Source organism: Enterococcus mundtii (assembly GCF_003957375.1).
GTDB classification, from domain to species: Bacteria; Bacillota; Bacilli; order Lactobacillales; family Enterococcaceae; genus Enterococcus_B; species Enterococcus_B spodopteracolus.
The window spans coordinates 1,605,313-1,618,386 of record NZ_CP025473.1 but is presented as its reverse complement, the minus strand read 5'-3'; the positions used below and the strand labels follow the sequence as shown (position 1 = coordinate 1,618,386).

Here is a 13,074-nt window from a genome sequence, read left to right as displayed (position 1 = left end):
AGACATCAACTAACAAAAATGTCTTATATTGCTTTATTTTGGTGCGGTCAATGAGATATCCGTTCGTTTTAAAACAGCTTCATTGAACCAAGTACCAAAACTTTGAACATAGTTAAAATTCCCGCTAATAATAAATTCCGCGTAGGTATCATCTAAGACATTATAAAAAAAGTAACGATCTTCTTTATTTGAATAAACATCTTGATGATAGCTGATCATACAATCTCTAAATTGGTGTAATGACTCCAACGTTTCGTACTGAAGGTAGAATTTTAGGACTACTGCACTATTTATTGGTTGGTCAGTTCCTACGAAACTTGGTTTATTTTTAAGGGAGAACTGAAGAAACTCTAACAGATTTTCTTCGGAGAATTTCCATTTTCCTCCAACCTTTATCCCCTGTAGTTTTCCCTCGCGTAGATAATTTCGTATAGAACGAGTGGTTACTCCTAGAATCTCTGCAAGTTCATTGACTGAATAATAATTTTTCATCAGTTCTCCTTCCTCCGTTTTCTTGAATGATAGAAACAAATAACTAGTACCATTTACGAGTTAGGTAAATGATTCTTGCTATTATGATTTGCCTATCAAGTATATAAATATAGCGTAAAATAATATATAGAGTAAAAAATAAGGATATCTTTCAAATTATTATACTCAATATAAAGCATTAAAACCATGAATTTTTGAAGATTATTGTTTTGTTTTTAAACTTTTGTAAAAATATCGATAAGGTAAATATCAAGTCTGTAAACAATCCGCCTAAACTTTTCTAAAACATTCTCTAAAATTTGTGAGTGTTTCAATAATAGCATAGTTAGTTACTTCTTAATTCAGTGTCCAAAATTCTATAATCAATGAAAATAGTATGAATCAGCTGTTTAATGAAAATAAACTTATTCCCAACTTTCCTAAATACGAGAGAGGAGGACGGTGATAGTTAGCTCAAAGGATCTGAGAAGAGTCTCTAAGCACATTAGATGACCGTATCCAAAGTGAAGTCATGTAGTTGTTCTAAATGCTTAACAAATGAACCAAAGCTTACACCGTTTTTTTTATGGTTGAAACGAAGTTCGTACACTAAAAAACTCCCCTTATTGTGAGGTAAATGATTTCGTCCATGATTTGCCTCACAATAGTCAATTGTAAGTTAACGATGACCAAGATCAGATAAGAAGGATAAATCTAATCTATATAGGGAATCTTATGTGTATACATAACATTTTGAGATGAAAACTACTACTTATTCGCATTTGATTATTTTACGATGTAAAGTAAATGCAAGAATCAATCACCCGTCAAGAATAAAGGGACTCTTATATTTGGTGTAAGAAATAAGAACAAGTAATACGGTTAATGCTTTTGAAAAAAATTCCAAGTGAAGTAATATTCAGAACACCATCAATTTCGAAGAATTACTGTGAAAAGAAGACAATCAATCGTAGAACTATTGGTTATGGAGTTATAGGAAGGGAATAAAAGAAATGAAGTGAAACAAAGCGATCGCTTATGAAAAATTAGGAAATAAAATCTACTTGTCATCAGATGTGGGAATCTTTCTATTGGAGAATGAAGGAGCGACATATATCTTCGATCTTATGACAAAGGAACAGACCCTCAAAGAAAACAAAATAAAAGTAAAAGAAAAGTTTAGTCACGCGAATGAATTGACAAAAGAAGGAACAGATTTATTTATTGAAAATTTTTTAATAGATTTGTCGAAGCGAGCAATTGTTTGTTAAACGAAAAGCAAATTATTTAGCTCTATGTTGGATCATTCAACATCAAACAGCTCTAATTGTTGCTACCAAAAAAATATAGCTGTTACAGCTGAAGGTGTGATCAGTTTAAAGCTGTTTTATTTTGAGTTATCGAACGTTACAAATAGACTGCAAGTCAAACTTACGGTTTATTTTTTTGGTTGAAGATAGATCCAAAGCCAGATTCGATGATCACCAATAGAAGAGATGTCTTTGTCTTCCTGGCTTTCTAGCTGTTGCTATGAGACAAAAATATCAGAATTTGTTCTGTCGCAATTGATACTATTTTAGTATTCCTATACTTTTTTCTACCAATAAAAAATCCTTTATGCTATATTGGAATAAATATGGTATATTTTACTTAAATAGAAAAAAGCGGAAAGATGATATGTCTGTCCAATGGAAATCGCAAAATTAAGGGACTTTTCAAAAAAATTTTACGATTAAATGATACCGATTACATCTGACTGCTATTTATTTGATCGGCATGAGAAATTACTACTGACTGAGGAAGATAGCTATTGGAACTGACTAAGTATGGAAATTCAATGAAAGAATACAGTGAGGGGAAAACGAATATGGCGAAAAAAGTTGGCATTTTATCCATAGAAGGTTATGTAAAAGGGGGAGAGCGTTTAGTGGAACAGCTTGTGCTTTCCATACCTGAACAAGAAATCGAATTATTCGCAATCAATTTTTCTGAAGAACAATATATCCAAACAAAGCTGGGTCAAAATGTAAATAATTGGCATTTATTTGATTGCTCCTATTTATGTTCAGAAACTAACCATGTTAACTATCAATTTATTCAATTGATAAAAGAGGAAAATTACGACTCCTTCGTATTGTTAGGTGGGACTTCAAGTGTTGTTTTTGCAAATGAGCTACGTAGCCATGGACTTTCAGTAATCACTGTACCAGTATCTAACTATCTTGATTACCCAAGTGGTGACTATACAGTAGGTTCAGATACATTTATCAACGGCGTAACAAAAGTGATTGATCGGATCGTCGATACTGGACATTCTCATCAAAAAGTAACGTTTATCCAAATTGACGATACCATCACAGGTAAAGTCACAAGAGAACTATCTTTGACAAATGAAATCGATGTTTGTATTGCTAATCAACTGGATTTAACGAATAATAAAAAATATCTTTTGAAACATATGAATAGCCATCCTATGCATTTTTTATTGAACCGTTCAGTTAGTTCAATCGAATCTTTTGTGGAAACGTTTTGTCCGATATTATCCGACTATAGAAGTATTGTTTTAGATAATTTAGCAATTGGACAGTCGATGATCACCGCATTTGATCGAATTGCGGTAATTAAATTAGCAAATGTCATAACTGATTTACTTAACGACAGGCAATGTTTAGACGCTGAATTGTATTTTTCACATGGGAAGGTGCTGTTTGAACAAAGTCCTTATCATCAAAATGTGAAAAAACAAGCGGTGGAGTAACTATTAGTAAGCATATTGTTACAGGATAGATTGTAACGTTCCACGAAATAATTTTCGGCAATCAGGACTTGGTAATAGGTAGCTCTTCAAATTATTTCTCGCAAGCAAATCGATAAAAAAATTCTAACTCAAAGCAACACATGAGTTAGAATTTTTTTATTGTTGTCATTTAGTAAAAAGATAAGATAAAAATTTTTTATAAATTATTTTTTATATAATGTTATTATATTTGCTATAAATTATTATTTTATTTACTTTGATATAAACTGAAATAGTTAAAGATTTCACTGTAAAATCATTTTCTCTAATAGGGCATGTGTGAATATATACTATTAAGGTAAAACTGTTACTGAACCATTTTTTTGCCAAAGCACTCAATATTTTCACCTGTGAATGAAATTATTGAGTGCTAAACTATTTATTTATCTGCTAATCTACAAATGGATATCGTTCGTTATTTTAAAGTATGTTAAAACAAGAGGCACCTAACACCAAAAATAAAAGAATACTTCCTGTTTAGAATGATAGCCAATCACAGCTAAAAAGAATGGAGAGACAAATGAACAAACGACAACTAAAAATGATGTTCTGTTTTCTGGTTCTGTTTTTAATAAGCATACCAGCAAATATAAACGCAGAAGCAATGAATGAGTTAGAGAGCCAAAAAACTTTTTCGGCTCAGCACACCGAATGGTTAGATGCAACAGATACGACGATTTTTGGGGAGCACGCGTTGCGACGTGAGGGTTTAGAAGATCAGTCAGATCAATTACAAGCGATTATTGATCACACCGATTCTTTAACAAAGCAGTTATATATTCCAGCTGGTACGTATATCATCAATAAAAATGTAGTGTTAAGAAGCGGTCTCAAGATCAAAGGAGAAGAAGAGAAACCAACGATATTGAAAAATGAAACAGGCCAAAACGTTTATTTGTCAGATGAAAATTACCAGACAAGCCATAATATTGAGATTCATTCATTGTTTTTTGATGGAGTAGGAATTTTTACGCGTTTAGCAAATAACATTACCATCAATGATAATGTGTTTTACCATCCTGTGTCTTTATATCCGATCAACCTGCAAACATCCAATGGGGCGACCATGCAAAATAATATATTTATGAGAGATCATGAACATGCCACGCCAGATACAGAAAATCGGGCAATCTATATTGGTGGTTTTTCAACGGTTGGAAGATATGAATATATGGAAAACGTACAGATTACAGATAATCTATTTGGATTACGGATCAATGAGTTAGAAGCAATTAAGAGCTTTAGCAATCCTGAGATTATCAAAACCATCAATCGTCTACAATCTGCGTTGGAGTCTAAACAAATGTCTCTTGAACATAACGAACAAAACTATCTTTCTTGTGGTGTCAATTCATATAGTAATTCGAAGAATGTTTTGATAAAAGATAATTTCTTCCAGCAGATGTACGAGAACGAGGATCGGTATGGTGTGGTAGGTGATCATGCCATTTATCTAAGAGGATCACAGAATGTACAGGTTGTAGGCAATCACGTTCGCGGATTGCACAATGGACCTTATGGTGGATTTAAATTCAAATCAGGACGTAACATCACGATCATGAATAATTATCTACGTAATACCGGTATTATTATGTATGAAACACCAGAATTTGGATTAGGAGATAGTTTTGCTCAAGGTCAAGTAGCAGAGTTATCGAATTGGCTAGTAGCAAATAACGTGTTTGATTTTAAAGAGTGGCAGGATAAATACGCGATTGGGATAGAGTATAATCGACATACAGGAAAGGACAATGTATTTAATGGAGTATTTATTGATAATAAATTTATCAATTACCACAATATTCCAGCCAATCGCCGAAGAGAGCTACTGATCATGAATCAAGCTTCTGAAGGTTTTAAAGGAGAAACGACGTATGTTTCTGGCAATACACGTGATGACACATCTGATCGTCAATTAAATGTTGAGTATTGGACCTCTGCAGAGTATGACAAAATGCCAAAGGATTGGAGAAGTTTGATCGATTCTACGTGGTATGATCAATATAAAGAAACGCATATACCAATACAAGATGCATTTCCTGTTGGCCGATCAGTTCAAATTATTTTAGGAGAACCTTATGATCCATTTGATTTTGTTGAGCAAACCCATATAGAAGAAAACGATCGTCCTGCAATCACTATTTTGAATCCTGAAGTTCTATCAAAAGTTGGTCAACATAAGCTAGAGCTAATGCTTTCATATCCAAATGGACGTATAGTTCGTGTGGTTGCAAATGTGACAGTCCTGTTTCAATAATATAAAAAGGTCAAGCGATCCAAAAACCAGTTGAAACTTCTTGGCATATCATTTTCTAGCCAAAGTTGAAAGAGTTAGAAATATTTCCGCCCGATAAAGATTTACAAGTAGTCATTTTATCAGAAACATCAAGTTTTACCGCTTAATTTTCGATTGAAAAGGCGGTGTTAATGAGCTTTTGTAAATAGGTGATTTCGAAAAAAGAACAGATGCATGAAATTATTTATATCTCTTATATTTTTTCGCACCAAAAAACAAGGTTGGTTGAACATCCCCTCTTTTTATAGACATAGTATAAAGACGGAGGATGTTCAACTGATTTTTATTTTGTCTAAGTAGTTTATCAATCAGTTAAATAAAAATACACTTATGAAGTGAAAAAGAAAAGGTAAATAAATGTAAAATAAAAGTATTGTTGATTTAGTAGAGATTGTCATAGCAAAAGAATTTTATACTGGGATGAAATATGTAGCAGATGAAGCGAATAAAAGACAGAAAGGATTAGTTGGTTAGGGTAAAATGGATTGGATACTGAAGTCATTCAAGAAATATGTGTATGGCTTTTTTTGTTTTGCTGATTTTATCATACTTGATTGAGATAAATTTAACGTTTATGCGTTCAAAATAAGTTTTTATGATTAGTTTGAATAATAACGATGTTATTAGGTTATATTAAACGTGTGGTTTAAAGGTTTATGATTTTTTGTATATTATGAAAAAAAGTTCTAAAGATTAATATTTTTTTTGTAATTAAAATTTTCTTGGTACTACTATGAACTATGGTAAAGAGAATTATTGCAGAAGGTATAGTTAGAATGGTCAGAAAAATAATAGTTATCTTTTGGAATAAGCCTTTAACAGTACATATTGAAAAGGATGTAGGTAGGTTAAATTGATATATTTCGCGATCCGATTAGGCTTATGTTTCTTAAGTCTGTTGTGTTTTAGTATAGGCATTAGCTTTTTATGGAGAATAAAAAAATTAGTACGACAAAACCTTGGGAAAAGTTTGTCAAGATCAGATTATATGAAAACACAAGATTATTTAACAAAATATAGGTTTTATGTTTATATAGTTTTTTTACATTAGCATTTATCTTAATACTAATACGTTTTAATTAGTATTTAATTGATATTATTTCTCTCTGATTACAATTTATATTCAGCATAAACGTGATTATGTAAATCGTTTAGACGAGAGCAGACTATATTGGTACGCTAAAAGAAACACAACAATTAATTCTCTAACAACACAAAAGTTGATTAGCGAAAAATTTCCGGTTCATATCTTCATTAAAGAAGATAGTCATAGTCCTAAATTTAAATATAAAGGATTAGGAGTTATGATGGATTACGAAGATAGTACACTTACTGCAAGAACATGGAAAATAATAGCATCAAGCGATTTGTCTGCTGTTGAAAATCAAACAATAGAAAAATTAAATTTTTAGAAGGCAAAAAGATTAGTAAGAAAGTCAAAGTTTATGAAAGAGATCCTAAAGCACGTAAGGCATGCTTTAATCATTGTGGTTACACTTGTGTAGTATGTACTTTTAATTTTGAGGAGAAATATGGAGAGAGAAATTGGAAAGGAATTTATTCATGTCCATCATGAAAAAGAATTAAGTAGAATTGATGATTCTTATGAAAATGATCCAATTGAAGAGATGAAGCCAGTCTGGCCTAATTTTCATGCAATGATTCATAGAAAGAGACCTGCATATACTGTAGAGGAACTAAAAAATCAATTGAATTCGAATATATATAATTCATAGTATAAAAAAGAGGTGTAATGCTTAAATATAAATTTTTCTTAGAATTCCATCTAACAAAAAAAGAATGAACTTGGAAGAATTTTCACTCTTTTGAATAACATGTAGTTTTATTTATCCAGAAATTAGTGAAGTAGTCAATTTCTTGAAAATAAAGTATTGTTAAACAAAAAAGTACTTATATGGAACTAATCATTTGTACGATAATGTTAGTATTTTTCTATTTAACCCATACCTTTCGCTACACCCATATCTCTTTACTCGCCAAAGCTGGCATGCCAATCAAGGTGATCATGGAACGTGTAGGGCATACCAACATGAAAACCACACTGGAAATATACAACTAAGTCTCCACGACAACAAAAAAAACTAATGAAAGAAACAAACAAATCCGCAGAACATAAGGTTTCTGCTTATATCCATATCCCGTTTTGTGAGAATATCTGTTATTACTGTGACTGACCCACTAATCAGTTCTATGTTTATAGATGAAGTTGATGTTCTTTTATAGATAATGATAAAAGTTACGATTATGATTCTAAAAGTACTTTTTATGATGATTCCAATGAATAACTATGTTATTAATATATAGTTTTACTGTCTTATAAGACAATAAAACTATATGGAGGATTCATAATGGAGAAGAAATGTTTAGGATTCAAAGTAAGTATTGGTGTAATAGTGGTAACTTTTGTTTTATCTATACTAGCAACATCTGGTAGCATGGTTTTTTTAGCAAATGAGATAAATTTAGAGAAAACTGAGAATATTGACACTGATTTCACTTCTGAAGAAACATCAGTTTTTTATCTGGAAGAAGCGAATAATTCTAAAGTGGCTATTGAAAAAATTAAAGAGTATTATGAAGATATTCAACCTGAATTTGATGGAAATGGTGAATTATTGTTAACAGCAGAAGATGAATTAAGAATGGAACAAGCAATCAATCAATACTTATCAATGACTGGATTTAATCCACGAATGAGAGGCGTAGGTAAAAATTGGTGGAATTCAACTGGTTTTGTAGCTGGTATCATCGATGTAGGGTTAATAGCGATTGGACTATGGACGGCATGGAGTAATTTATCGGCAGTTAGAACATTATTGAGAAATAATAGAAAAAATATCACTAGAATGGTTGAAAAGCAAATTTTAGCTAAAGCTGGATTTGGTGTAAGTGGTTTATTAAGTAGTATGATCGATATTGCACTTACAATTGCTAGTACATCAGTTGGGGGTGTTTTAGCGGAAGGTTTAGATCGAGCTGATGGAAAGAATGACAATTATATTTTAGCGTGATAGGAGCATACTTGAATGCGAAGAAAAACAAAAGAAAAAATGAATCGTTTAATTAACATAGGAATACTTTGTTGGGTAATTATGCTCATTTTTGCTGTCATTTTGATTTTTCAAAAAAGATATTGTTGGGCATTGATTAGTTTTGTAGGAATGATGGTTGGAATCGTTTCTCTTAAGAATTTAAAAAAAGAAATGAAGTCCATCAAAAATATTAATTCGCATGATAATAGTTGAATACATAATTTCTGAAGTTTTGAACTGCTAAGAGTTGTATTAAATGTATACTTAATACAAAAGCTTAGAATGATTTTATATTTGGAAATATTTGTTATGCGAAGAATTTTAAGGAAAGAATACATGACTGAGAGAGAACAGGTGCAACAAATCGAGAAAAAATATAATAAGAGTATTGCTACCTTGTCAGAAAAAGCTTCAGCTAAAGAATTTAAAAAGGTGACGAAATATGTAGCAGATGAGGCAAATCGGAAGCAGCGAAAATCAGTGGGGTTAGATAAATTATAATGGGTGACTGAAGTCATATCGGAAAGACAGATATGGCTTTTTTATTTTGTTGATTTTATTATATTTGATTAACGAACTATTCAGATTGTTTTTGTTGGTGAAAATAATCTCCAGTCACTTGTCTTTATTCATTAATTCTTTTTCATTAAGAGTAAGATTCGACGTTTCTGAATCCAAAACAACTTCGAAATATTTATGGGTCAGAGTTCTACATAAACTAGATAAAGCTATTTTAAGTAAGTGACGTATAGAAGGATACACAACGATCCGAACGATTTATGCTTCAAAAAAATTCATTGAATCAGCTACTATTTTCCAGACACAAAACGGCACACCAGTTGTCTATCACTCGTTAAATGAGTTTTTAAACGGGCAAGGCAATCCATCTATCCAAGATATCATGAAGACCAAAGATCCTTCTTTCCAAAAACATTTGAGTTCCCACACCTTTCGCTACACCCATATCTCTTTACTCGCCAAAGCTGGCATGCCGATTAAGGGGGTCATGGAACGTGTAGGACATGTCAACATGAAAACCACACTGGAAATTTACAATCAAGTCTCCAATACAACTAAAGAAAAACTGATCCAAGAAATCGATTCTTGGATTTTTTAGTGGATTTGTTTGCTAAATACGTATAGTATGCGTATATAAGAGGTCGTGAAAGTGCTGGGTAGCTCCGATGACAATAAGAAAACAATTTTCGAAACAGCTTTTCATGTTTTGAAAATTGCTAGCTTATTTCAAGGAGTTGGCACTTGAACACCGTTTAAAGAGTGGTCGAAAAGCGGTACGACTTTTTGACGTAAGGAGAAAGAAAAACTAATGAAAGAAACAAACAAATCCGCAGAACATAAGGTTTCTGCTTATATCCATATCCCGTTTTGCGAACATATCTGTTATTACTGTGACTTCAATAAAGTGTTTCTGGAAGGCCAACCAGTGGATGAGTATGTCGAAATGCTCCTAAAGGAAATGGCGATCATGATGGAGCGTCGTCCGGTGAATGAATTGGAGACACTGTATGTTGGTGGTGGAACGCCGACTTCTTTATCGGCTAAGCAGCTCGATCGACTATTGTCTGGGGCGAGAGAGATTTTACCTTTTAATGAAGGAAAAGAGTTTACGGTGGAAGCCAATCCTGGTGATTTGACCAGGGAAAAGCTACAAGTAATGAAAAATTATGGAGTTAATCGTTTATCGATGGGGGTCCAGACCTTTGATAATCGCTTATTAAAGAAAATTGGTCGAAAACATACGGCGGAAGATGTCTATGAAACGATGAGATTTTTAGAGGCGGAAAATTTTTCAAATGTCAGCATTGATTTGATCTATGCGTTACCTGGGCAGACGTTAGAAGGCTATCTTGATACTTTGGAGCGGGCATTAGTCTTAGACTTACCTCATTATTCTCTTTATTCATTGATTTTAGAGAATAAAACGATGTTCATGAATTGGGTTCGACAAGGACGGTTGCAGTTGCCAGATCAAGAGACAGAGACACGGATGTTTGAAGAAACGATTGCGGGGATGGAAAAACATCAACGTCATCAATATGAGATCAGTAACTTTGGTTTAGCTGGTCATGAATCGCAACACAATTTGATGTATTGGAATAATGATCACTATTTTGGTTTTGGCGCGGGGGCAAGTGGCTATCTGGATCATACGCGATATCGAAATAAAGGTCCAATCCAACATTATTTGCGTCCGTTACGTGAAGGTGAGCTACCGGTATTAGAACGTGAAGAGTTATCTCGTAAGAATCAAATCGAGGAAGAGATGTTTCTTGGTTTAAGAAAAAAGGTGGGCATTGAGAAGCAACACTTTTTACAGCGTTATGGTCAATCGATTGAAACGTTGTATCAATCTGTCCTTGATGAGTTGGTATCAGAAGAGTTGTTAGTGAATGAAGAAGACCGAGTATATTTGACACAAAAAGGAACTTTTTTGGGAAATAATGTCTTCGAACGTTTTTTATTAGATAAAGACTTGGTAAACGACTGAATGATTGTTTAAGTTTTTTATAACAACGGAATAAAAAACGATTTTAAACAATTTTTTTATGAGCAAATGCTTGATATGACAGTATTTTAAGCAAGTTGACAACTGATTAGCACTCTCGATGTCAGAGTGCTAAAAAATTGGGTTCTTTTCCTTGACACTTTTTAGTCTTCTTGCTATATTTATAAGTGGGTTAGCACTTAGGAGTTAAGAGTGCTAATGAGAGGTGAGAAAGATGTTAACACAGCGACAAAGTGATATTTTACGTCTGATCATCCAAAACTATACGAGTAGTGGGGTGCCCGTTGGTTCCAAAACGTTAATGGCGGAAGGAGTCGAGGCAAGTCCAGCGACGATCCGTAATGATATGAAAGCTTTAGAGGATGAAGGTCTACTTTTAAAGACACATTCTTCTTCTGGACGTATACCGTCTGCGCTAGGTTATCGTTATTATGTGGATCATCTGTTACGACCTGCTCGTGTAGCAAATGATGATTTGCACCAAATTCGACAGTCTTTAAACAAGGAATTCCATGAAATCAACGAAATCATCAAACAATCAGCTGAGATTTTATCTGAGTTGACTAGTTACACTACTTTTTCGTTAGGACCCGAGATTAAAGATCGCCGTTTGACCGGTTTTCGCATCGTGCCATTGAATAGTCGTCAGGTCATTGCGATCGTGGTGACTGATAATGGGAACGTTGAAAGTCAAGTTTTTACTCTTCCTGAAAACTTAGGTAGTCAGGACTTAGAAAAAATGGTTCGGATTGTCAATGACCGTTTGGTAGGAGATCCGTTAGTGACTGTATACAACAAATTACGCACGGAGATCCCGATGATCTTGCATAAATATTTTCAAACAACGGAAGGGATGTCAAATCTCTTTGATACGTTATTGAGTCATGCGTTTGAAGATAAAGTTTATGTGAGTGGCCAAATGAACTTATTGGATTATGAACCGTTGCAAGATGTGGATCAGTTCAAGTCAATGTTTTCATTTATGACAGATTCCTATGAACTGACACAGATGATCGTACCGATGGACAGTAAGATACATATCAAAATCGGTTCGGAAATAGGCAATGACCTATTGCAAAATATGAGTATGATCCAAGCGAGTTATGAAATCGTCGGCCATGGACGTGGAACCATCGCATTGCTAGGACCAACTAGTATGCCATATTCCAAAATGTTAGGCCTTGTCGATGTCTATCGAAAAGAATTGGCGCACAAACTCGCTGATTATTATCGCACACTTGACCGCTCGGATTTTTGAACAATCACAAAAGTGACTGATCGTTTTTTCGATTTGAGCGATCAAGCATCTGACTGAATAATGAAAGGAAGACTGCATCATGAAAGAAAACCATGAAGAATTAGATCAGGAATTGAATGATACGCAGCTAGATCCAGAAACGGAAGAAGTAGAAGTTTCAGAAGTGGAAGAAGAAGCAAATGAACTTGCAAATCTCCAAGCTGAATTTGATGAAATGGAAGACAAGTTTTTGCGTGCGAGAGCAGAAATCGCTAATATGGCAAATCGTGGTAAAAACGAAAGAGAGCAATTGCAAAAATATCGTTCACAGGATTTAGCCAAAAAATTATTACCTTCGATCGACAACTTGGAACGTGCTTTAGCAACAGAAGTATCTGATGAGCAAGGTGCAAGTTTGAAAAAAGGTGTCGAGATGGTTCTTGAAAGTTTGAAACATGCATTGAAGGAAGAGGGAATCGAAAAAATTCCTGCAAAAGGTGAACCTTTTGATCCGACATTGCATCAAGCAGTTCAGACCGTACCAGCAACAGACGAATTACCTGCTGATACGATCGTTGAAGTGTTACAAGAAGGCTATAAATTACATGACCGCGTATTGAGACCGACAATGGTTATCGTTGCGCAATAAAGTCATGATGGAATAGAAACAAACAACTTAGTAATAAGATAAGG

Annotated in this window: 11 protein-coding genes and 1 pseudogene; 11 read left to right on the top strand and 1 reads right to left on the bottom strand. The window is 33.6% G+C overall.

From position 1 onward, the window contains the following. Window positions 1-33 precede the first annotated feature (33 nt). Window positions 34-492, bottom strand: coding sequence for a helix-turn-helix domain-containing protein (locus tag CYK55_RS07925; protein ID WP_034687588.1), 459 nt, complete (start codon window positions 490-492; stop codon window positions 34-36). Between the two features lie 1,789 nt (window positions 493-2,281). Here CYK55_RS07925 and CYK55_RS07915 point away from each other — a divergent pair. The 11 genes and pseudogenes from CYK55_RS07915 to grpE all read left to right on the top strand — a co-directional run bounded on the left by CYK55_RS07915 (window position 2,282) and on the right by grpE (window position 13,030). After that, complete coding sequence (locus CYK55_RS07915; protein WP_241234760.1) at window positions 2,282-3,229, top strand: 6-phosphofructokinase; 948 nt, start codon at window positions 2,282-2,284, stop codon at window positions 3,227-3,229. 559 nt (window positions 3,230-3,788) lie between these two features. After that, window positions 3,789-5,525 (top strand): glycosyl hydrolase family 28-related protein, encoded by a 1,737-nt coding sequence (locus CYK55_RS07910; RefSeq protein ID WP_164546243.1) that lies wholly within the window; start codon window positions 3,789-3,791, stop codon window positions 5,523-5,525. A gap of 1,571 nt (window positions 5,526-7,096) precedes the next feature. Further along, the gene (locus CYK55_RS13570) at window positions 7,097-7,300 is read left to right on the top strand and encodes a hypothetical protein (protein ID WP_206437463.1); all 204 of its coding nucleotides are present in this window, start codon (window positions 7,097-7,099) and stop codon (window positions 7,298-7,300) included. 224 nt (window positions 7,301-7,524) lie between these two features. Beyond that, window positions 7,525-7,644: pseudogene (locus CYK55_RS07900) on the top strand (tyrosine-type recombinase/integrase); the annotation flags it as partial. A gap of 289 nt (window positions 7,645-7,933) precedes the next feature. Beyond that, window positions 7,934-8,596, top strand: coding sequence for a hypothetical protein (locus CYK55_RS07895; RefSeq protein ID WP_034689621.1), 663 nt, complete (start codon window positions 7,934-7,936; stop codon window positions 8,594-8,596). Window positions 8,597-8,611: 15 nt separating this feature from the next. After that, window positions 8,612-8,830, top strand: coding sequence for a hypothetical protein (locus tag CYK55_RS07890; RefSeq protein ID WP_126134153.1), 219 nt, complete (start codon window positions 8,612-8,614; stop codon window positions 8,828-8,830). 123 nt (window positions 8,831-8,953) lie between these two features. Beyond that, entirely contained in the window at window positions 8,954-9,118 is a 165-nt protein-coding gene (locus CYK55_RS13485; protein ID WP_164546242.1) for a hypothetical protein, read from the top strand. Window positions 9,119-9,365: 247 nt separating this feature from the next. Next, the gene (locus CYK55_RS07885) at window positions 9,366-9,734 is read left to right on the top strand and encodes a tyrosine-type recombinase/integrase (RefSeq protein WP_080693176.1); all 369 of its coding nucleotides are present in this window, start codon (window positions 9,366-9,368) and stop codon (window positions 9,732-9,734) included. A 210-nt stretch (window positions 9,735-9,944) separates the two neighbouring features. Continuing rightward, window positions 9,945-11,126: a radical SAM family heme chaperone HemW gene (gene hemW, locus CYK55_RS07880; RefSeq protein WP_126134152.1), complete on the top strand. Its 1,182-nt coding sequence runs from the start codon at window positions 9,945-9,947 to the stop codon at window positions 11,124-11,126. Window positions 11,127-11,358: 232 nt separating this feature from the next. Further along, complete coding sequence (gene hrcA / locus CYK55_RS07875) at window positions 11,359-12,402, top strand: heat-inducible transcriptional repressor HrcA (RefSeq protein WP_034689614.1); 1,044 nt, start codon at window positions 11,359-11,361, stop codon at window positions 12,400-12,402. A 79-nt stretch (window positions 12,403-12,481) separates the two neighbouring features. Next, on the top strand, window positions 12,482-13,030 hold the full coding sequence (gene grpE / locus CYK55_RS07870) for a nucleotide exchange factor GrpE (protein WP_010735217.1): 549 nt from the start codon (window positions 12,482-12,484) through the stop codon (window positions 13,028-13,030). Window positions 13,031-13,074: the final 44 nt, after the last annotated feature.

Excerpts from the sequence above, each read along its gene's own strand:
- CYK55_RS07925 (WP_034687588.1), bottom strand. The coding sequence starts at position 492 with ATGAAAAATTATTATTCAGTCAATGAACTTGCAGAGATTCTAGGAGTA.
- grpE (WP_010735217.1), top strand. The coding sequence starts at position 12,482 with ATGAAAGAAAACCATGAAGAATTAGATCAGGAATTGAATGATACGCAG.
- hrcA (WP_034689614.1), top strand. The coding sequence starts at position 11,359 with ATGTTAACACAGCGACAAAGTGATATTTTACGTCTGATCATCCAAAAC.
- CYK55_RS13570 (WP_206437463.1), top strand. The coding sequence starts at position 7,097 with ATGGAGAGAGAAATTGGAAAGGAATTTATTCATGTCCATCATGAAAAA.
- hemW (WP_126134152.1), top strand. The coding sequence starts at position 9,945 with ATGAAAGAAACAAACAAATCCGCAGAACATAAGGTTTCTGCTTATATC.
- CYK55_RS07895 (WP_034689621.1), top strand. The coding sequence starts at position 7,934 with ATGGAGAAGAAATGTTTAGGATTCAAAGTAAGTATTGGTGTAATAGTG.
- CYK55_RS07890 (WP_126134153.1), top strand. The coding sequence starts at position 8,612 with ATGCGAAGAAAAACAAAAGAAAAAATGAATCGTTTAATTAACATAGGA.
- CYK55_RS13485 (WP_164546242.1), top strand. The coding sequence starts at position 8,954 with ATGACTGAGAGAGAACAGGTGCAACAAATCGAGAAAAAATATAATAAG.
- CYK55_RS07910 (WP_164546243.1), top strand. The coding sequence starts at position 3,789 with ATGAACAAACGACAACTAAAAATGATGTTCTGTTTTCTGGTTCTGTTT.